Source organism: Clostridium sp., from assembly GCF_051278035.1.
Taxonomy (GTDB): Bacteria; Bacillota; Clostridia; order Clostridiales; family Clostridiaceae; genus Clostridium_AD.
In genome coordinates this window covers 1-19,412 of the sequence record NZ_JBNMNU010000027.1, presented here as the reverse complement: position 1 = coordinate 19,412, position 19,412 = coordinate 1, and the positions used below count along the sequence as shown (strand labels likewise).

Below are 19,412 nucleotides of genomic sequence, written 5' to 3'. Positions count from 1 at the left end.
TATATTAGTATTAAATTGTAAATGTTAGGGAGGCGCTAGTTTGAAAAGGATTATTATAAAAGAGCTTTCAGTCGTAATTATAATAATTACAATCAGCATTATAGGAATATTAAAGTTAAATCAAACTATTGATTATCAAATAAGAATAACTAATATAAATAAATTCATAGTAACTCAAGACTACGATAGGGCAGAAAAAAGTATTAGAGCTGGTGATTTAAAATTTAAAGATATAGGTATTCTACAAGAAAAAATAAAAGAAGGAAAAGAAGCACAAATTATGAAGTAAAGTATATTTTTATAAAAGTTAACAGTAATTTCAGGAGTGGTAGTGATAAATATTAATTACTTAAGTATTTTTTTAGGTGTAATTCAAATACTATAACCATATTATTAAAAAGTAATTAAAGGGAGGTAAAATAAAATGACTAGAAGACCATTAGTACCATACACAGAGGGGAAACTCGAAAAATTTAAGATGGAAGTAGCAGAAGATATGGCCCTGGATAACATCGCAAGCAGGAATGTAGATATGGGAGATGTTCCTAGCAATATTGTTAGTAAAATCAAAAATTCAGGTAACGTAGGTGGAGAAATGGTAAGAAGAATGGTAGAAGCAGCAGAAAAAAATATGGTAGATAATAATAAATAATAATTGTACATTCATAATAGAAGGGTTACTTAATTTTACTTAAGTAGCCCTTCTGTTATATTCTCTCACCTATTTTCCCATTATAATTCTATCCCTAAAATATTACCCCATGAAATATCCAATCTTTTTTACTTTGTAAAATACACCATAAGATCTTCATCAAAATAAGTTTGTCCAAGTTTTAACGCATGTTTTTCTAGTCCATATATTTGGAATCCAAGTGAAGCGCATAAGCCCTTTGCTTGTGTGTTACTACAAACAACCCCTAAACTGATTTGTTCTAACCCTTGTATCGATTTAGCCTTATTTAGAAGTTCCACAAGTAATGATCTTCCAATACCGGTTTGTCGTAAGTTAGATGCTACGTACATACCCCATAAACTAGCTTTATGTTTCATTTTTGCTCTTCTTTCTCTACGAAGTCCAACCATCCCAACCAAATCATTATTTTCATCAAATGCTCCTAATATAAAATTGTCCTCTAACGGTCCTATAAAATCAGTATTAAACCTCAAGATTAACTTATTAATTGGGATGTTCAATTCTTCCTCATATGATCCTCCAAATGCTTCTGGATTTTCCCTTAATCCTTTTAATCTTAAATCCCAAAATTGAGTTGCATTAACGTCAGTAAGTACTTTTATAAACATATTTCATCTCCTTTATATGTATACCATTATCCCATAGGCGTTATAATGTTCTCTATTAATAGTATACCACTATATTTTAATAACCTATTAACTTTCATTTTTTTCTTTTATAACAAAGGTATATATGACATATTGTAGAAGTATATATATATAAAGGGTGATGTAAAAGTGACAGGTGAAATTGGAATATGTATAATAATATTTTTGTGTAAAATAATAGAAGTATCTTTTGCTACAGTTAGAATGGTACTTATAACGAAAGGTGAAAAAGTAAAAGGCGCCTTTGTAGCTTTCTTTGAGATAACAATATGGCTTCTAGTTTCTGCAAAAGTTTTAACTGGATTATCCGAATTCCCACTACGAGGTGTAATGTATGTCCTAGGATATGTAGTTGGAAATTATTTAGGAAGTGTAATAGAAGAAAAGGTAGCCCTAGGAATTGTCACAGCTACTATAATTACAAGTTCAGTAAACAAAGAGCTTATTGTAGAAAAATTAAAAGAGCTTGAAATAGGGTTTACTGTATTACTAGCTCAAGGTCAAAAAGATGAAAACAGATTTATAGTTGCATATATGTCAAGAAACCGTAAAAAAATACTATTGAAAAATTTAAACGAATTGAATTTAAAATATTTTATATCTATAAATGAATCAAGAGATGTCTTTGGTGGATACGGACTTACTCGAAAGATAAAATAAAAGACCTATTACAGGTCTTTTATTTTTGGAATTCTTTATTGTTTTATAGCTGCTTTTCGATATTCCTTATAACTAGGTGAATTTTCACCATCTAGCTTATCAAGTTTCCAATTGTATCCGTTATCACCGTCGTAAACAAGGAAATATAGTGCTACGAAAGCAATGTTTTTATCCTTTGCACCCTCTTTATAAGTAATGCTACCATAAACATATTTTATGTTTTCAAATCCCTTTTTAGATAGTATTTCACCGACTTTAAATGTGTTAGCCTCTTCTGCTGTTATTTTATGTTTATTAGAAAACCACAAAAACCCATTACTACCTTGTATTTCAGCATCGGTAATAGTTGATACTATTAATTTCTTTGGCACATTATTTATTGAACCACTCTTGACTTTAGTTTTTGCCCCTTTTGATAATGATATTTCGCTAAAGGATATCAGTAGCGTATACGCAGTTGTTAATGATGACTTCATTTGTCCTGCAACGTTTTCCCTTTTAGCATTAACATATAATACTCCATTTGGCATATCCAATTTTTTACCTGCTACACTAATACTCTTAGTAAAACTATCTTTAATAGGAAATCCTTCGCCTCCAAAAAAACTTGAATAGGTTACGGTTTCTTCCAGGCCCTTACTTTTTATAGTTTCAATAATCTTTTCATCAGACAAACCTTGTGATAGTACTACTTCAAAGTCCTCAGCGCTATTTTGCTCAATTGTAGAAATTTCCCAGGATTCATTCTCAAAATCAAGTTTACACTTGATTTTTCCTGCAGCCGCCAATATGCCACTATCTATAGATGTATCCACCATAATTTCTTCTTTATCATTCGTAAAATCTGGTGTTCTTAAAGTTATTCCAAGAGTTTTAACGTCTTGTTCCCCTAATATTTTCGGGGTATCTTCAATAGGTATGCTTAACTTTTTAAGTCCAGAAAGGAAGGTTTTTTCATCCATTCCCGCTACTGGTTTAATTGAGTTAACTTGTTCAAGTACAATTTCATCATTAAATTCCCAATAATTTTGACCTTCATATGTATATGCTAGTGCTAACAATATCTTAGATTCAATAGCACCATTATTAAGTGTTACTGCTACTTTTATATCTTCTTTAACCTTATCTTCATTTCTACTCTGTATTGTAAAACTTTTTATGTATTCTTTGCTTATTTTTATGCTTGTCCCTTTAGGAAGCGTTATAACTTTCCCTATCATATCTTCCTTTATCCTCGCTTGATCTACAGGCTTTACGATAAACACTGTATATACGAATACACCTATTCCTATAACTGCGAGTAACGCTATTATTGGTATAACTACTTTCATTTCCTTAAATGTTTTTTTGGAAGAGGCAAAAAATTTATCTCTATTATATTTTTTTATATCTTTGTCTGTTATTGCAGGCATATCAAGCGTATCCTGGTGCATTGTCTCCGATGCAACTATATTTTCGACCTCTTCACTTTTAATTTCATCAGAAGTCTGTTCAGTCTCTAAATCTGCCTTATCTGCTATTTGCTCTTCTATTTCCTGCTGTGTTTCCTCTCCACAATATGGGCAAAATTTCAATCCATCAATGTTAGTAAATTCGTTATTACAACTGTTGCAAATCATGTATTCCCTCCAAACATCTATATCCGTATTCAATATATTATATCTTGTTTTTTAATTATATTCAAATATAAAAATCAATTAGATATATAAGTGCATCAGTATTTACAATACCATTTCTATATTTCCCTAAAGTAAAGAAATCCAATACCTTTGTGTAATTGATTTCCCTTCTGAAACCTCACTCTTCAGTATGCTTCTTATAAACTCTATACCTTAATACTTAAAGTCATTCCAATTTACTGGGGTAGCTTTTCCAGTTTGCCAATCTTCTTTTGTAATGCCATAACCAATTGCATCATATGGTATTCCATCTTGACCTACCCATGCTTTTCGATGGTGTGACTCTTTAACAAAACCACACTTATGGAATACACATCTCATAGCATAATTATCTTGCCTTGTATCAGCTTCTATCCTTTCTTTATCAGAAAAATTATTAAATACATGATCAACAAGCCAACTTACAGTAATTGTTCCAATTCCCATACCTTTGTACTTGTTCAAAATCATTATATCAAACAATGGGTCACCATCTTGTAAATCATGAATTCTTATCATTCCCACCTTTGTATTCTGGTCTAAAATAACCCAGAATGTTTTGCAGTTATCGCCAGTATAATACTGATTTTCGTAGCTTGCTCTAATCCTTTCTGGATTTTGGTTCGGTGTTCCATAAAATTCCCAACTATCTGATGTTAAAAATTCTACAAGAGTATCAATTTCATCTTTAAATTCTTCAAAGCATATTTTCATTGTTTTTCCCTCCCCATTGCTATCTCTATAAACTGCCATGGCAGCGAATCTTATGAGACCAATTCATTTATCATTTTCTGGTTTTTTATCTTATTTTAACTATCGCACCTGGTAAATTTTCAAGCAACAAAGTAATAATTCTGTCGTAATCATCTTCTTTATAATAATGAATGTTTTCGGATAAATTGCAAGTAGTAAATGATACCCTTACATGATTTTCAAGAGATACTTGTACATTTTTCAAGTTATTCCAGTTTCCAGCACGACCAAATCCACGTATGGCATTAAAACCTTTCAGAGTAATTCCTTTCCTAGCCCATGACAAAATTAAAAAGGCTGCTCCTAAAATCCCTAGTATGATATGAACCCATGTTTTAGCGTATAAATAAGTAACACCCAGTATGAACATACTACCGATTACTAGAAATATAATTTCTACAGTTTGTTTCCTTGCTGGAATGATCAACCCTCTTATGTCATTTAAACAATCTAGAATAATTATAATAAAAAATACAAATATTAATCCACCATAAACCATATTTATCCTCCTCTAAATTTCCTTTTACTTTTGGTTTCTCTTGCCTTTTACAACCAAAGTATAACTGTTCCAATTTAATAATATATTACCATAAAATATCACTAAAATAAAGATTTTGCTATTCCTAACCTATATTTCATTTGGTAAAATAAATTTACTTGTCCCAAAAGTGATAATATAAAAAGGCGAGTAATGCTCTGCAATATAATGCAGATTACTCACCTCAAAAATTCCTCATTTTTAATGATTATTTATATTTTTCAATATATTCTAAAAGTGCCATACTAGCTAAATCTATGCTTTTATACTCTTTATAATTCTCTGTAAACTCTTTAAACTGCCCCAAAACATCTGAATATAATCTGATAGTAGCCGTAGTCTTAAATTCTCCGTTAACAATGTCTTCATTAATCTTTAATTCTTGTGTTTGGGGTACATCAATTATAATTTTATAATCTGTTGTTTCAGTTTCAGTTTCAGTTTCAATTTTATCTGCTACTTTTTTCTGCTCTTTTATAAATTCGAAAGCTGAATCAATAGCTTCCTCTATGTCATCCGAATTAAAGCTCATACAAGGTACTTCATCATCTAAAGTTAAACAATATTTAGAACTTAATTGGATTTTCACCTTATACCCTGCTTCTATTAGTTTTTCTAATTTATTCATATTTCACACACCTTTCACTTTTTTAACCCTCTTTGGAGTTACACTCTCTAGTCTACAATCTAATATTTATAATTTTATTATGCCATAGTTTACTATATATTATGTTAGTGAATTAAGTATATATAAGAAGTCCAATTAACAAAGGCATATTTAGTACGCACTCTTTTCTATGTAAAAGACTCTTGTACAAATGACCATTCTTTGAAACTGATCCAAGAATGCAAATAAACTCCCCTCCAGCGCCAACAAATGTTGACCATGATTGTAAACAAGCATTTTCTTTCCCATTATCTTTATATGTAGATAAGTTAGACTTCTATACCTGAATCTTTAAAACTCTATCTCAGAGTTCTCAGGTTTAACAATATATCTTTTATAGGCGCCCTTGAATTTTCGCTTTAGAATTTCTTCTATTGAGTCCATTGATTTTATAAGCGGGCTTTCGGGGGCATCATCAAAGCCTACCAACTGAAAAAATACATCATGAGTATTAAGTGTCATCTTTCCCAATTCACTTTGACGCCATACCCATTTTCTTGTTTGAACAACTTTACCGCTGGTAAAAACAAGTTCTCCTGCCTCTACTGGTTGATACTCCTCTGCTCCAAAGGGAAGAAATTTCTCGGTCCCCTTAGTAAAACCTACGGATAGGTCATCCTTAATATCAGCTAAATCATGCCCTCCTAATGAAACCTGATTCTCTAATGATATTGCATTGCACAAATCTACTAATGAATTTATTGTAGGAAGTTGGCCGCCTTTAAGTACCCTTTTCATCATGGCTTCCATAGAATTTACAAATTTATTAGGATTTATGCCTGCATTTTCAAGTACGAGCCTATACCCCTTAATTATCGGTTGAGCTCTAAGTTCTTCTGGCTTTATTATTTTCCTCACATTTTTTTCGGCATTTCTAAGCCTTTCTGTTTCCTGCAGTGAGGTTTCGGTGTTTGTGATCTCCTTTGCAATAATTATCCCAAACCGAAGATTAGGATTCAACCCAAAAACCTCGGGATTTATAGTGTATTTCATTTTACCGCCTCCTAAGTCTTAAAAAATATTTACATTATTATACCATTTATTACATTTAAACTCCATATTTACATATAATATTTTATTGTTAAAATTTTTATTATTTCATCACTCCTCAAATCATTCCTTACTATTTGATATAATAGTTTATAATTAAATACAAAGTTATATTAATAACTATTATCCCTTATCATGACTCTTTATATGAATTTAATGCCTTCTAAAAAAGTGTAATACCATAAAGTTTTCCACATTCTTATTTGTAACTTAACCCAATAGTATGTACTATATTTTTTAAATAATATATAATTAATAGTAATTACATATTAATTGTTTAAATTAAATATTTTGCATTATACAAAGGAGAATTTATATGGTTTATAATAACAATAACAAAATGGTGAATTTTTTAAGGGAAATATACATTGAACTTGATGATAATGAATTAATTGCTTTTATTAGCGAAAATTGCACTAATCTATTAGGTTATCATATGCAAGATTTAATAAATAAAAGTATCAGTGATATTCTTTCTTTTATTCCCCAAAAATCTATATCTGTAGCAAACATAAAATCCTCAGTTATAGCAAAAAACGGTACTATTATTCCAGTTGATTTAGCAGGTTCTCCAATAGTTAATTACAACAATGATATAACTGGATATAGACTATCATTAATTGACATTTCGTCATATGTAAAATCCCACACGCATGAGAAAACAATAAATCAAATGTTTGAGCGGTCAAGGGAAATTATTTATAGAACTGAGTTAATTCCAACTTTTAAATTTACATATATAAGCCCTTCCGTAAAAGAAGTCTTAGGCTATAGTTCCGAAGACCACTTCACTAACCCAATGCTTCCATTTGATTTAGCCCACCCTGATGATCGTGATACTCTTATAAGAAAAATTAATAACAATATTGACTTTTCTAAGCCTATTCCTATTCGGTATAAGCACACAGATGGTCACTATGTTTGGCTCGATGATTACTGTATGCCTATATATAATGAAAATGGTAAATTAGTTGCACTTGAAGGGTTTAGTAGGGATATTACAGATAAAAAGCAGTTAGAAGAAAAACTTGAACGATTGAGTTATTTCGACGGTTTAACTGGAGCATATAATAGATATTATCTCGATAAGGAAATATATATTTTGAATACTGAAAAGAACATCCCCATAGGTATTATATTTTGTGATTTAGATAATTTAAAAATAACTAATGATACTATAGGACACGAGTTTGGTGATAAATTAATAGTGAATTCTTTTAATATATTAAAAGATAACTTTACAGGGGACTCAATTATAGCTAGGACAGGTGGGGATGAATTTATAGTAATTATTAAATATACATCACTATGTATAGTAAAAAAGTTGTTCTTATCACTATGTGAATCATTAGAACAACAAAATAAATATAATTCAGAACTAAAAGTAAAAATTTCTATAGGATATTCTTTTTCCGAAACATCTATCGGAGTTACCAGACAAATTATTAATATTGCTGATAAGAACATGTATAAAGATAAGAGAAGTAAAAAAATATAGTATTCCTTTATTTTAAGTTAATTTATATAAGTATACGCATAACAGTTATTGTTATATAAATTAGTAAATACTTGTATTAAGTATATTTTTTTCAATTATATCAAATATTCATACTCGATTAATATTAAACCAAGACTGGATGTTTTATAATGTTACAATTTTTTATATGCAGATTATTTTACTTGTAATAATTTTTTCAGTAATTATTAATCGATATCTGGATGGCAGGTTGATAATATTTAAATTTTTTCAAGTTTCTCTACAGTTCTTTTGTTTCTCACTTCTCCAATATTCAAAGTTGTTTTTGCTTCAATTAACATTACCTGAACTTCTTCTTCAGCAACAGGCATATGTTCAATTCCTTTTGGAATAATAAGAAATTCTCCCTCATTTAAAATAACATCTTTATCTCTAAACCTAATAACCAATAGTCCTTTTAGAACATAAAACATTTCATCTTCATTTTCATGAATATGCCATATAAATTCACCCTTGAGTTTGGCAATTTTAACATATGAATCATTAACCTCACCTAAAATTTTGGGATTCCAATAGTCATTGAAAAGATTTAATTTTTCACAAATATTAATTTTATCCATTTCACATCTCCCTCAAATAATTTATTTCTATATGAATATCCCTCTTATATTGGTAAAAAGCATACTCATACCTCTATTCTATTTTTATTGTTTTCCTGAACAGCCCTTTGCCTATTACTATTTTTGTCTTTCCTTTTCTCCACATACCATTGTGACGCAAAATGAGAATAATGTCTCTAAACTATTTAATAGATATGTTAAAATAAACTACCTTCTGACATAACTAAGTTCTACCATACCATCAGTATTCTTCGTTTCAATAAGTCTAAGTTTAATTTCCGGATTTTCATTCAGAAAAAGTGGGATACCATCACCCAATATTGTTGGTATTATTGTGATAATGTATTTATCTATAAGGTCTTGCTTAACAAATTGTTCAATTAATTTACCACCACCAACAAGCCAAATATCTTTACCATGTTGAGTTTTTAGATTTTTAATAAATCCAACAATATCTTCTGATATAAATTCTGCCCTACTATCAAATTCACATTTTCTTCTGGTTGCCACATAGCACTTTTTGCCTTCATAAACCCAAATATCAGGCGATAATTCATTAATAACCTGTTCGTAGGTAATTCTACCCATTACAACAGTATCTATTTCACTATAAAAATCGTCGTATCCATTGTCAATGTTTGGATTATCACCATTGCCACTTAACCAATCAACGGCTCCATTACTCTTTGCTATATACCCATCCAAACTTATTGCAATATAAAGAATTACACTTCTATTCATTAGGTTCTCCTCCTTACTATTTGATATAATAGTTTATAATTAAATACAAGGTTATATTAATAACTATTATCCCCTATCATGACTCTTTATATGAATTTAGTGCCTTCTAAAAAAGTGTAATACCATAAAGTTTTCCACTTTCTTGTTTGTAACTTAACCCAATAGTATGTACTATCTTTTATAAATAATATATAATTAAGAGTAATATATAATTAATTGCTTAATTGAATGTTTTGCATTATACAAAGGAGAATTTATATGGTTTATGATAATAATAACACAATGGTGAATTTTTTAAGGGAAATATACATTGAACTTGATAATAACGAATTAATGATTTTTATTAGCGAAAATTGCACTACTCTATTAGGTTATCATATGCAAGACTTATTAAATAAAAGTATCAGAGATATTCTTTCTTTTATTCCCCAAAATTCTATATCTGTAGCAAACATAAAATCCTCAGTTATAGCAAAAGACGGTACGATTATTCCAGTTGATTTAGTAGGTTCTCCAATAGTTGATTACAACAATGATATAACTGGATATAGACTCTCTTTAATTGACATTTCGTCATATGTAAAATCCAACACGCCTGAGAAAACAATAAATCAAATGTTTGAGCGGTCAAGGGATATTATTTATAGAACTGAGTTAATTCCAACTTTTAAATTTACATATATAAGCCCTTCCGTAAAAGAAGTGTTAGGGTATAGTGTAGAGGAATACTTAACTAACCCAATGCTTGTATTTGATATAGTTCACCCTGATCATCGTTATATTAATACAAGAAAAATTACTAACGATGTTGATTTCTCTAAATCTCTTTCTGCCAAATATCAGCATAAAGATGGTCATTATGTTTGGCTGGAAGATTACTGTATTCCTATATATGATGAAAATGCTGTATTGGTTGCACTAGAAGGGTTTAGTAGGGATGTTACTGATAAAAAACAGTTAGAAGAAAAACTTGAACGATTAAGTTATTTTGACGGTTTAACTGGGGCCTTTAATAGACATTATCTCGATAAGGAAATACATATTTTGAATGCTGAAAAAGACCTTCCTATAGGTATTATTTTCTGTGATTTAGATAATTTAAAAATAACTAATGATATTATGGGACACGAGTTTGGTGATAAATTAATAGTCAATTCTTTTAATATATTAAAAGATAATTTTACAGCTAACTCTATTATCGCTAGGACAGGCGGCGATGAATTTATAGTAATCATTAAAGATACATCTCTTATTAAAGTAAAGATGTTGTTCTTATCACTATGTAAATCATTAGAACAACAAAATAAATATAACCCCAAACTAAAAGTAAAAATTTCTATAGGATATTCTTTTTCGGAAACATCCATAGGGGTGACTAGACAATTTATTAATATTGCTGATAAAAACATGTATAAAGATAAACAAAGGAAATAGCAAAAGGTAATTCTTTAGATAAGAGTTACCTACATTTGCACAACCGTATTTTCTCTTCCAATTATAATTATGTCAGCAATATTCAGAAACAATCCTGTATCAACAACACCAGGAATTAACTTTAGCATCTTTTCCAGTTAGTATGGTTCCTCTATTTTTCGCATGAATAAATCAATTATGTAATGCTGTCCATCTGTAATATAATAATTATCGTTATTTTTTCTGATAACAGGGTTTTGAATCAGTTCATTTAACTGATTCAAAACCTGATGATATGCAAATGGTACAACCTCAATAGGAAGAGGAAAATGAAAGAGTGCGATGACTTACTCCTGCATTTTCTTCATGTTTTTCTACAACAAAAACCAGTAAGATTTTATTTATGTCACTAGTTTAACTTAGATAGCCCTTTATCTATTGCATCCTGAATTATTTGATGACAACACTTGCCTAATGGATTTTTCTTTTGGCATTGTGAATTTCTCATCGCACCAGTAATTTTTAAAACCTCTTTCATATTAGTAGCCCCATCTCTTACAACCGCATTTATAACTTGCTCTTCTGTCACTTCACTACAATAACAAGCATATTTAGGATAAGCATCTTTCTTAAACCATATAGGAACTTTCAATTGTTGCTTATTAAATGTTGCACTTGAACTCTCATTGTAATAGGTAATATCACATTCCTCACTCATGCATAAATAATAATCTTTATCCCCAGCCTGCTCAGTTAACTCGTCAAGCACCATATGCTTTACTGTAATGTTTTTTACTAGAGTCCCTTGTTTTCCACATGATGTGCACAAATTTTTTTTTGGTATTTTATACGTTGCTTTCATCTTGTTTTCAGAGCAGCATTTATTGGATACTTGATTATTCATTTTATCTACTCCCTTAAATTAAAATTTAGTATGCTGTCTACATTCATATACTCATACTTTCTCTTCTTAACTGGTCTAAAGTTTTTCCTTGATTCTTTAGTACCATCCTATAATCAATTTCAAACCACATAAATTCTAGATCGTAGTTGTGAAAACTAGATTATCTAATAACAAATGATCGAACATAATTTTCAATTACTATTGTTGCATTCCCACACACATTACCCCATCTGAAAAACCAAAAGCACTATCGAATTGTTGCTCTATTACAGAATCCCCTTGTGAATTAATGCAGCCACATTTCCCATTCAAATAAACTACTGCTAGTCTCTCCTCAAAAGGAAATACCAAATCAAATTTTGGTTCTACTACTATATCACCTGCTCTATTAATAAAGCCTTCTTTACCATTTATAGTAACATTAGTAAATCCATTCCTAAAAGAAGTAGCCCTTTCATATTTAGGTTCTATCACATAATTTCCAGAATCATTTATAAACCCATACATACCGTTTATTTTTATACATGCTAACCCTTCTTCAAATTCAGTATCTATTACGGTTTGGCCATTTTTATTAATATAATTCCATGTACCACTTCTAAGTACCGCTGCTAAACCATTAGAAAAATTACCTGCATCTTCAAATCCTTCAAATACAATATCTCCACACTTATCTGTAAATCCCCACCATGCATCATCTACACTAAGCGAAATTGGTGCTAGTCCCTCTGAAAATCCAAATCCAGTACCATTAAACCTTGGTCTTATAACCATGTTTCCTTTCTTATCAACAAATCCCACTTTTTCATATATAGTCACAGCCATCAAATCTTCAGAATAAAATTCCATAGAATCAAAATCATATCTAGGTTCCATTATAAATTTACCATTGTTATCTAATAATCCCCATACGCCATTAAGTTTTACCCAGGTAGCGTTTTCTGTTGAACTTCCAATGGCATCATATAACGGCTCAATTAAAAAATTTCCTTTTTTATTTATAACTCCGTATTTATTATTTGTACTTACCCATGCTCTTTCCTTATAAAAGCTTAATGCGTTATCAAACTTAGGCTCAATAACAAAATCACCTGTTTTATCTACATAACCATATAAAACTATTTTTTCAGGATGTACTATCCGATGTTTAATTTCACCACTTATAAACATTTCATATAATAACTTTACTCGCCTATCAAATTCTGTATCAAAATCTCCATCATAAATTTCGCATCCCATATGAAATGAAATAACAGGATACCACTCAATGTGGCCTTTTAAGTATTCAGGTACGACCGAACTATGAAATTGTTCAGTGCATAAATCCTCATGATCTTCTAGCCACGTAATAAATTTCAACGGATAATCCATACTGTGTCCCCCTTGAATATTTTATAGTGCATAAAAATTGACCTATAATGCTTTAGGAAATATCTGAATCATATTGCTTAGCAATTTATAATTATTGTGCTTTATTCCCATTTGAACATAGACTTTATGATAATGTTCTAACCATTTTTCTACACCAGTGGTCTTATAATCTCCCTCAGTAAAATTAATTAGAACTAACCAAGTTGGTATATGCAAAACTTCATTCATAAAATATAAAAATGCTATCCTATTGCCTAATTGATAATAATGCTTAGTCCAATCTGTAGCATCAATTCCATAATGCTTTTGTGCAATTGCTATTGAATTTTTTATCATATCAATACTAATTTGAGAATCAGCCTTTAAATCCGCATTAATTTCATTAAGATGTGCCTTAGCCTCAACAAGTAATAATCCCTTTTGTCCGTCATTGCCATTAACAACTGCTAACCCATCCCATTGCGGCCCATTTTTCGGCCAAAATTCTTTTCTTTTCTTAACTGAATTATTATAAGTTACAGCATCTAATCCTAGAACCTCTAAAAAATCATCTCTATACTCATAGAATTTCCCTTTTCCTGGTTTCGCTGGTTTATCTAATGGCGACTTCCACTCTATTTTATTTTTACTTTCCATAAATGATAACAATGAAGGTGATGCAGCAACTATTAACTCTGATAATTCCTCTTTTGAATTAACCATATATTGCTGTAAATACAATCTACTTCCTTGAGTTGCTAACCCTGAATTTGAATTTGTCATTTAAACCACTCCTTCTCGTTTTTTTCAATGTTTTGAATCAAATTCCTCAAATAACCTTAGATCACTAATCATTTCTTCAAACGTTAAAATATTTATTTCATCGTATTTCTCATTTAGTAATTTCATTAAGTATAGTAATTTAGATTCACTAGTATTTTATACATACAAATTAATCCTACATTTCATTTTTATGTATGTATTTATAAAATTCTATAATAAACTATTAATTCCTCTATATTACAAGTAATCTTCTTTAGCCATAATAATAACTTTCTATAATACTTATTAACACACTCCTAAAAATAATAAGAAGCCAACATTATGGTTTCATTTTATAATATAAATTAAAACTTCATCTCCTTAGAGCATAGCGTTCTAACCTCTTTACAGCGAAGCGACCTAATTGCCCAATTAATAAAACCAAAAGAAAAAAGCCCAAGTTTTTCAACTTGAACCTTAATTCTACTTTATTGGACCAAAGTTAATACTAATATAAGCACTCGCCATTCATTTGCGTCAGAATATATCTGTTCAAGCAAACTATCACTTTTAATAATATAGTAATCTGTAAATTGCTGATTGATTTTATTAATTATTTTTTCTATTGGCTCATTTACAGTACTGGTTTCGTAATCTTGATATTTTTCTAATAATGGCATAAATTATTTAATTTGCATTGCATGAATAATTCCTGCGTCTTTCAACTCTGACTTAGTCAAAGATATAACCATTATATTTTTCCCTCGCAATATAATTTAAATAATCCCTAATTCGTACCCAAATACTGTTGCGTCACAGTTTATGAATATTATGAAGGAGATTTCACTTGATAAAAGTATTTTTTGGTTGGCAAAATAAATTTTAATTCTATAAATGTCAGCATAAAGTTTGTAGAAGGAATTAGATGCTTATTTTGTAGACACCAAATAATACATAGTAATAGAAAAAATGTACTATAAGTTATCATTGTCCAATAACCCCATCTTTTAAGTCTCAAAAATCCATAAGAAGCTATTAGGAGAATTAAAGGCAGTAATACCTGCATAGTACCCTCTGAAAAAAGAGGTACTGGTATAGTAGAAATTCCAAATCGTTCTGAAAAACTTGGGAATAATGATATTACTATTGATAGTAATGCACCTAAAAAAGATATATCTCCAATGAATGTTATAATAAAAGGTCTATTTTTATTCATGCATTCTCACTCCTATAAATTCGTAATACAATACCTATCCAACAAAACTAAATAATTTTTTCAACTAAAATATTATTTGAAGCAATCTTGTATAATTCTTACTTTCTTATTTGTAGCGTCAAGTTCAATCTCACATCCTATTGGTAAAGTCATCATTGGATGTGTATGACAGCAATCAAAATCTGCAATGAATGGCAATTTTTTATCTCCCATTACTTCTAATAATATTTCATATGGTTTTCTCCCAGTTTTTAAATCATCAAATAATTCATGTTTTCCAAGGATTATTCCTGAAATTCTATCTAATACTCCATTTACTTTTAAAAAGGAAAAACTTCTTTCAATTGTTGCGGAATCCTTTAAAGAATCTTCTATAAAAAGTATATCTCCATCCTTTATTTCAGGCATATATTTACTACCCCATATTCCTTGCATTGTATTTAGGTTTCCACCCATTACTCTTCCTCTGACATTCCCTTCATATACTGTAGTCCATTGATTCTTTCTTTTTTCTTTGCTCCTATCTTGCGTTTCCCAATTAACATGTTCATCTGTCCAATATTCTGGAGTTTCAAAGACATAATGAGTTTTCATTTTATCCATAGTGATTTCTTTGAAATATTTATAAGTAGAATCAACAAATGGTGGTAATTCTCCAAATGAAGCCACTAATGCAGGTCCATAATATGTGTTTATTCCTGTTTGTGCATATATGGCAAGTAGAATTGCTGTAACATCAGAGTATCCTATTATAATCTTAGGATTTCTTTTAAATTCTTCATAATCTATATAAGGAAGAATAGAATTTGAGTTCATTCCTCCAATAGTAGCCATTATACATTTTACTTCTGGGTTTCTAATTAAATTATTTAATTCTTCTGCCCTTTGTATAATACTCCCCGACCTGTAGAAGTCATATTTTCCTGTTAAACTTCCCTCTACAATTCTAAATCCCTTATTATGCAAATATTTTTTGGCTCTTTCAAACCTATTTGGGCATGAATATGTTATAGGCGATGATGGTGAAAAAATACCAATCGAATCACCAATCTTTATCTTTTCTATGTTACTCATTATGTATCCCCCCTAAATCTGATCTATTAATTATTTAAATGCGGATTATTTACTTATAATTTCAACCGTATTTTCTCTTCCAATTATAATTGTATCAGCAATATTAAGAAATAATCCAGTGTCCACAACGCCAGGAATTAGCCTTATCATCTTTTCTAATGCGTACAGATCTTCTATTTTCTGAACATAATCTACCTTATTAAAAGGAACTACAGATATACCTAATTGTTGAGCCAGTTTGGTTGTCGAACTCGAAGTAGAAACTGCTTTAATATTTAGTCCTTCTTTTACTTTCTCAGATAGTTTAACAATTGTGTGGTAAACAGTAGAGCCAGTTCCAAGCCCAATAATCATTCCATCCTGGATATATTCAACCGCTTTTTCTCCTGCTCGTTTTTTACAATCCATTATCATTCCACCCTTTTATAAAATTTCATTTCCAATTTCAAAGGAAGTTTGCTATAAACTACGCTTATTTTACTCTTTGAGCAATTGGATGGTTTTCTTTAAACTGAACCAAATCCCATAAGTTTCCGTATAAATCTTTGAATACTGCAACTGTACCATATGATTGTTCGTTAGGTTCTCTAATGAATTCTATACCTTTTGATATCATTTCGTTATAATCTCTCCAAAAATCATCTGTTCCAAGGAATAGGAAAACTCGTCCTCCTGCCTAATTTCCAATAAACGATAGTTGTTCAGGTTTGGAAGCTCTTGCAAGTAATATTGTGGTTCCTGACGAACTTGGTGGAGACACTACCACCCAACGTTTATCTTGTTCTGGTTGGTATGTATCTTCTACTAATGTAAAATGAAGTTTCTTTGTGTAAAATTCAATGGCTTCATCATAGTCTTTGACCACTAACGCAATGTGTACAACCGATTGTATCATTTTATTTACCTCACTTTCTTAACAAAATATAATTTTTACTTAATTATCTCTTACTATTACATTTTATATGAAACTCTCGAATTATTAATAGCTAAGAACACACTTATTTTATTTAAGATATATAATCAGATTTAATAATTCCCATATAGACATCACTACAATAAGTACCGTTAATTAATGCTCCTTCTCAGTCTACACCTTCTTTAATAAATCCACATTTCTCATAACATTTTATTGCTCTTGCATTATAATCTAAACCTCTTAAATATATCTTATGATATTCTAAAATTTCAAAGGCATAATTTAAAACCATTTTAGTAATTTTTGTTCCTATTCCACAGCTATAGACACTATTGACATAAATTTCGATAGAGAACTTTGCTTTATTATCGTTTGTATATGGTCGTAGTCCAACCACTCCAATACAGTTACCTTTGTACTCTATGACCCATTTACAAGGATGCTTACTTATTCTTTCATACCATTTTACAGAGTCATCCATAGTGAATTCATCTGAATTAGAAATAATAGCACCGCACATCTTAATACACTCTCTATTTAATCCTAATTTTTTACGGGCTGTAATATCTTCATTTATTGGTTTACGTAATACAATATTACAACTTTCCAATTGGTGAGCATTATTCATACCACTACCTCCTGATTATATAAATAATTTTCATCATATTTTACTAAGTTGAACTAACCTTTAAACAATAACCAAATTGCATCATTTTATTTATAGCATCAATTCCAAATCTTTTAACCATTATATCATTTATCCTCCTGCTCCTTAATCTATCTCCTCTGTTTTTCCCTCTACTACCTACTAAGCCATCTCTTTAAATTAGAATGAAGGCTATTAATGTTTAATATCTTCTTTAACTGGAATTATAGACCATAAATAATATATAATATAAATACGAACTATTGAACAATAGTATCATTTATCTATTAGTTGTCTCTCCAACTAGTAGATAAATAGGAATTAATATAATGTAACAATAAAAAAATGCAGGAGGTTTTATATGATAAATGAAGATATAATTGGGTTAATTGTAATTACATTATTTATGGGAGGTTTGTTTACATTTTTAGGATGGATAATTAAAAGTCAAAATGTAGGAGATATGCTGAATGGATTTGATGCTAAAAAATACGATAAAGATAAAGTGTCAATGATAGTAGGCGGAGATATGTTGCATACTGGTCTATTAGTTATTCTTATGGGGGTTGTTGGTGCTTTTTTTAGTAGCAAATTATATAATTACATAATGATTGCACAGGTCATTATTTACGTAATAGGAATTATAAAAATGATGTATGATATGGAGAAAAAATGTAGAATAAGAAAGTAATTATGCGGTCTTAAAGTAAAAGATATAAGAAAATAAGGTGGTAGGTAATATTCATATATGGAATTGTAGTTATATCATTTATATTGAAATCATTGGTTTACAATATGGATTTATTGGGATGTTTTACAGAATATACTATAATTATAATTACACCATTATATCAGTTTATCAGAGCCCGTAGTATGAAAGTAAGCTTTCATGAAAAAAAAAGGCTTTAATCAGTCTTTTAGAGTTGTTGTAATACCCTTTGTTGTAATAATTGCTATATTCGGAATGGTTATTTATAAATCAATTATAAATAATAATTTTGATTGGAAATATGGAATTTTTATTTTAAATTTTGTAGTTATATTTGCTTTCATATATTTTAGAGCAAATAAATCAGAACAAAAACAAGTAAAAAAATATGAAAAACAATTTGATGACGATAATAAATAAGTAAAGGCATTCAAGATAATTATCTTGAATGCCTTTTGATTTTCTGCAAATGTTTAAACATTTATTTAAAATTTTTCACCTATTAATCTTACAAACTCTCAAAGCTACTTCTTCTTTCTTCAATCTCATGTTTTTAATTGTCCATTTACATTTCTATAAAATATTTGCTTTTCATATAGATTTCTTAACTTAAATTGTCATCATATATTAAACAGTTTTACATCTACTCTCATTGTTTTTGCGATAGCTCTCAAACTTAATCTTCAATATTACTTGTAACACTTTATTTTACTTTCCCACTAACCCTTTAAAATTCCTTAGAATTTTCCCTATCTATGATCCCTCCTAAAAAAGATCCCCAAAACCCGAACCACCCCTAATCCCCCAACCCATCTCTGCTCACACCCTCTTTCCTTTTTTTGTATCATAATAAAGTTCCCCACAAAAATCACCCCTTTTTCCCGACTTATCCACAGATTAGAAACATGGTAAAAGCC

23 protein-coding genes and 2 pseudogenes are annotated in these 19,412 nt (G+C 29.8%); 8 read left to right on the top strand and 17 right to left on the bottom strand.

Annotated elements, in window-relative coordinates; translation table 11 throughout:
• The first annotated feature begins 40 nt into the window (after positions 1 to 40).
• The gene (locus tag ACJAX4_RS06040; protein WP_435788552.1) at positions 41 to 289 is read left to right on the top strand and encodes a hypothetical protein; all 249 of its coding nucleotides are present in this window, start codon (positions 41 to 43) and stop codon (positions 287 to 289) included.
• Positions 290 to 424: 135 nt separating this feature from the next.
• Positions 425 to 652, top strand: a complete 228-nt coding sequence (locus ACJAX4_RS06035; RefSeq protein WP_435788551.1) for a small, acid-soluble spore protein, alpha/beta type — start codon at positions 425 to 427, stop codon at positions 650 to 652.
• Positions 653 to 780: 128 nt separating this feature from the next.
• Here ACJAX4_RS06035 and ACJAX4_RS06030 read toward each other — a convergent pair whose 3' ends face one another.
• Positions 781 to 1,302, bottom strand: coding sequence for an N-acetyltransferase family protein (locus ACJAX4_RS06030; RefSeq protein WP_435788550.1), 522 nt, complete (start codon positions 1,300 to 1,302; stop codon positions 781 to 783).
• A gap of 168 nt (positions 1,303 to 1,470) precedes the next feature.
• On the opposite strand from ACJAX4_RS06030, the gene ACJAX4_RS06025 reads away from it, so the two are divergent.
• Positions 1,471 to 2,001, top strand: a complete 531-nt coding sequence (locus ACJAX4_RS06025) for a DUF5698 domain-containing protein (protein ID WP_435788549.1) — start codon at positions 1,471 to 1,473, stop codon at positions 1,999 to 2,001.
• A gap of 35 nt (positions 2,002 to 2,036) precedes the next feature.
• Here the strand turns inward: ACJAX4_RS06025 and ACJAX4_RS06020 are convergent, their stop codons facing one another.
• From ACJAX4_RS06020 to ACJAX4_RS06000, 5 genes are all read right to left on the bottom strand, one after another.
• Entirely contained in the window at positions 2,037 to 3,620 is a 1,584-nt protein-coding gene (locus ACJAX4_RS06020; RefSeq protein ID WP_435788548.1) for a hypothetical protein, read from the bottom strand.
• A gap of 213 nt (positions 3,621 to 3,833) precedes the next feature.
• The gene (locus ACJAX4_RS06015; protein WP_435788547.1) at positions 3,834 to 4,373 is read right to left on the bottom strand and encodes a GNAT family N-acetyltransferase; all 540 of its coding nucleotides are present in this window, start codon (positions 4,371 to 4,373) and stop codon (positions 3,834 to 3,836) included.
• 85 nt (positions 4,374 to 4,458) lie between these two features.
• Positions 4,459 to 4,911 (bottom strand): hypothetical protein, encoded by a 453-nt coding sequence (locus ACJAX4_RS06010; protein WP_435788546.1) that lies wholly within the window; start codon positions 4,909 to 4,911, stop codon positions 4,459 to 4,461.
• Between the two features lie 247 nt (positions 4,912 to 5,158).
• Complete coding sequence (locus tag ACJAX4_RS06005; RefSeq protein WP_435788545.1) at positions 5,159 to 5,578, bottom strand: hypothetical protein; 420 nt, start codon at positions 5,576 to 5,578, stop codon at positions 5,159 to 5,161.
• A gap of 330 nt (positions 5,579 to 5,908) precedes the next feature.
• The gene (locus tag ACJAX4_RS06000) at positions 5,909 to 6,610 is read right to left on the bottom strand and encodes a B3/B4 domain-containing protein (protein ID WP_435788544.1); all 702 of its coding nucleotides are present in this window, start codon (positions 6,608 to 6,610) and stop codon (positions 5,909 to 5,911) included.
• A 373-nt stretch (positions 6,611 to 6,983) separates the two neighbouring features.
• Between ACJAX4_RS06000 and ACJAX4_RS05995 the strand changes: the two genes are divergently transcribed.
• A complete protein-coding gene (locus ACJAX4_RS05995; RefSeq protein ID WP_435788543.1) occupies positions 6,984 to 8,165 on the top strand; it encodes a sensor domain-containing diguanylate cyclase in 1,182 nt (393 codons plus the stop codon).
• A gap of 239 nt (positions 8,166 to 8,404) precedes the next feature.
• Here the strand turns inward: ACJAX4_RS05995 and ACJAX4_RS05990 are convergent, their stop codons facing one another.
• Both ACJAX4_RS05990 and ACJAX4_RS05985 read right to left on the bottom strand, forming a co-directional pair.
• Positions 8,405 to 8,764, bottom strand: coding sequence for a cupin domain-containing protein (locus tag ACJAX4_RS05990; RefSeq protein WP_435788542.1), 360 nt, complete (start codon positions 8,762 to 8,764; stop codon positions 8,405 to 8,407).
• A 207-nt stretch (positions 8,765 to 8,971) separates the two neighbouring features.
• Positions 8,972 to 9,505, bottom strand: a complete 534-nt coding sequence (locus tag ACJAX4_RS05985; protein WP_435788541.1) for a dihydrofolate reductase family protein — start codon at positions 9,503 to 9,505, stop codon at positions 8,972 to 8,974.
• Positions 9,506 to 9,763: 258 nt separating this feature from the next.
• Here ACJAX4_RS05985 and ACJAX4_RS05980 point away from each other — a divergent pair, with 258 nt between their 5' ends.
• Positions 9,764 to 10,939 (top strand): sensor domain-containing diguanylate cyclase, encoded by a 1,176-nt coding sequence (locus ACJAX4_RS05980; protein ID WP_435788540.1) that lies wholly within the window; start codon positions 9,764 to 9,766, stop codon positions 10,937 to 10,939.
• Between the two features lie 29 nt (positions 10,940 to 10,968).
• Here ACJAX4_RS05980 and ACJAX4_RS05975 read toward each other — a convergent pair.
• The 9 genes and pseudogenes from ACJAX4_RS05975 to ACJAX4_RS05935 all read right to left on the bottom strand — a co-directional run bounded on the left by ACJAX4_RS05975 (position 10,969) and on the right by ACJAX4_RS05935 (position 17,768).
• Positions 10,969 to 11,262: pseudogene (locus ACJAX4_RS05975) on the bottom strand (ribose-5-phosphate isomerase A).
• Between the two features lie 65 nt (positions 11,263 to 11,327).
• Entirely contained in the window at positions 11,328 to 11,822 is a 495-nt protein-coding gene (locus ACJAX4_RS05970; RefSeq protein WP_435788539.1) for a Csac_0668 family 2Fe-2S cluster-binding (seleno)protein, read from the bottom strand.
• Between the two features lie 198 nt (positions 11,823 to 12,020).
• Entirely contained in the window at positions 12,021 to 13,193 is a 1,173-nt protein-coding gene (locus tag ACJAX4_RS05965; protein ID WP_435788538.1) for a WG repeat-containing protein, read from the bottom strand.
• 42 nt (positions 13,194 to 13,235) lie between these two features.
• Entirely contained in the window at positions 13,236 to 13,955 is a 720-nt protein-coding gene (locus ACJAX4_RS05960) for a hypothetical protein (protein WP_435788537.1), read from the bottom strand.
• 808 nt (positions 13,956 to 14,763) lie between these two features.
• Positions 14,764 to 15,150 (bottom strand): hypothetical protein, encoded by a 387-nt coding sequence (locus tag ACJAX4_RS05955; RefSeq protein WP_435788536.1) that lies wholly within the window; start codon positions 15,148 to 15,150, stop codon positions 14,764 to 14,766.
• A 72-nt stretch (positions 15,151 to 15,222) separates the two neighbouring features.
• Positions 15,223 to 16,224, bottom strand: coding sequence for a S66 family peptidase (locus ACJAX4_RS05950; RefSeq protein ID WP_435788535.1), 1,002 nt, complete (start codon positions 16,222 to 16,224; stop codon positions 15,223 to 15,225).
• A 45-nt stretch (positions 16,225 to 16,269) separates the two neighbouring features.
• Entirely contained in the window at positions 16,270 to 16,632 is a 363-nt protein-coding gene (locus tag ACJAX4_RS05945; RefSeq protein ID WP_435788534.1) for a ribose-5-phosphate isomerase A, read from the bottom strand.
• A 64-nt stretch (positions 16,633 to 16,696) separates the two neighbouring features.
• A pseudogene (locus ACJAX4_RS05940) lies at positions 16,697 to 17,119 on the bottom strand (VOC family protein).
• A 187-nt stretch (positions 17,120 to 17,306) separates the two neighbouring features.
• Positions 17,307 to 17,768, bottom strand: a complete 462-nt coding sequence (locus tag ACJAX4_RS05935) for a GNAT family N-acetyltransferase (RefSeq protein ID WP_435788533.1) — start codon at positions 17,766 to 17,768, stop codon at positions 17,307 to 17,309.
• Positions 17,769 to 18,147: 379 nt separating this feature from the next.
• Between ACJAX4_RS05935 and ACJAX4_RS05930 the strand changes: the two genes are divergently transcribed.
• The 3 genes from ACJAX4_RS05930 (at position 18,148) to ACJAX4_RS05920 (ending at position 18,915) form a co-directional block, all read left to right on the top strand.
• Positions 18,148 to 18,477, top strand: a complete 330-nt coding sequence (locus ACJAX4_RS05930) for a DUF3784 domain-containing protein (protein ID WP_435788532.1) — start codon at positions 18,148 to 18,150, stop codon at positions 18,475 to 18,477.
• Positions 18,478 to 18,581: 104 nt separating this feature from the next.
• On the top strand, positions 18,582 to 18,695 hold the full coding sequence (locus tag ACJAX4_RS05925) for a hypothetical protein (protein WP_435788531.1): 114 nt from the start codon (positions 18,582 to 18,584) through the stop codon (positions 18,693 to 18,695).
• Positions 18,676 to 18,915, top strand: a complete 240-nt coding sequence (locus ACJAX4_RS05920) for a hypothetical protein (RefSeq protein WP_435788530.1) — start codon at positions 18,676 to 18,678, stop codon at positions 18,913 to 18,915. Before ACJAX4_RS05925 ends, ACJAX4_RS05920 begins: the two co-directional genes overlap by 20 nt.
• Positions 18,916 to 19,412: the final 497 nt, after the last annotated feature.

Bases quoted from the DNA above. Each gene is read 5' to 3' on its own strand.
- ACJAX4_RS05985 (WP_435788541.1), bottom strand. From the start codon at position 9,505: ATGAATAGAAGTGTAATTCTTTATATTGCAATAAGTTTGGATGGGTAT.
- ACJAX4_RS06035 (WP_435788551.1), top strand. From the start codon at position 425: ATGACTAGAAGACCATTAGTACCATACACAGAGGGGAAACTCGAAAAA.
- ACJAX4_RS06030 (WP_435788550.1), bottom strand. From the start codon at position 1,302: ATGTTTATAAAAGTACTTACTGACGTTAATGCAACTCAATTTTGGGAT.
- ACJAX4_RS06000 (WP_435788544.1), bottom strand. From the start codon at position 6,610: ATGAAATACACTATAAATCCCGAGGTTTTTGGGTTGAATCCTAATCTT.
- ACJAX4_RS05935 (WP_435788533.1), bottom strand. From the start codon at position 17,768: ATGAATAATGCTCACCAATTGGAAAGTTGTAATATTGTATTACGTAAA.
- ACJAX4_RS05920 (WP_435788530.1), top strand. From the start codon at position 18,676: ATGAAAAAAAAAGGCTTTAATCAGTCTTTTAGAGTTGTTGTAATACCC.
- ACJAX4_RS05980 (WP_435788540.1), top strand. From the start codon at position 9,764: ATGGTTTATGATAATAATAACACAATGGTGAATTTTTTAAGGGAAATA.
- ACJAX4_RS05995 (WP_435788543.1), top strand. From the start codon at position 6,984: ATGGTTTATAATAACAATAACAAAATGGTGAATTTTTTAAGGGAAATA.
- ACJAX4_RS05945 (WP_435788534.1), bottom strand. From the start codon at position 16,632: ATGGATTGTAAAAAACGAGCAGGAGAAAAAGCGGTTGAATATATCCAG.
- ACJAX4_RS05960 (WP_435788537.1), bottom strand. From the start codon at position 13,955: ATGACAAATTCAAATTCAGGGTTAGCAACTCAAGGAAGTAGATTGTAT.
- ACJAX4_RS05955 (WP_435788536.1), bottom strand. From the start codon at position 15,150: ATGAATAAAAATAGACCTTTTATTATAACATTCATTGGAGATATATCT.
- ACJAX4_RS05930 (WP_435788532.1), top strand. From the start codon at position 18,148: ATGATAAATGAAGATATAATTGGGTTAATTGTAATTACATTATTTATG.
- ACJAX4_RS06010 (WP_435788546.1), bottom strand. From the start codon at position 4,911: ATGGTTTATGGTGGATTAATATTTGTATTTTTTATTATAATTATTCTA.
- ACJAX4_RS05965 (WP_435788538.1), bottom strand. From the start codon at position 13,193: ATGGATTATCCGTTGAAATTTATTACGTGGCTAGAAGATCATGAGGAT.
- ACJAX4_RS05925 (WP_435788531.1), top strand. From the start codon at position 18,582: ATGGATTTATTGGGATGTTTTACAGAATATACTATAATTATAATTACA.
- ACJAX4_RS06015 (WP_435788547.1), bottom strand. From the start codon at position 4,373: ATGAAAATATGCTTTGAAGAATTTAAAGATGAAATTGATACTCTTGTA.
- ACJAX4_RS06020 (WP_435788548.1), bottom strand. From the start codon at position 3,620: ATGATTTGCAACAGTTGTAATAACGAATTTACTAACATTGATGGATTG.
- ACJAX4_RS05950 (WP_435788535.1), bottom strand. From the start codon at position 16,224: ATGAGTAACATAGAAAAGATAAAGATTGGTGATTCGATTGGTATTTTT.
- ACJAX4_RS05990 (WP_435788542.1), bottom strand. From the start codon at position 8,764: ATGGATAAAATTAATATTTGTGAAAAATTAAATCTTTTCAATGACTAT.
- ACJAX4_RS05970 (WP_435788539.1), bottom strand. From the start codon at position 11,822: ATGAATAATCAAGTATCCAATAAATGCTGCTCTGAAAACAAGATGAAA.
- ACJAX4_RS06005 (WP_435788545.1), bottom strand. From the start codon at position 5,578: ATGAATAAATTAGAAAAACTAATAGAAGCAGGGTATAAGGTGAAAATC.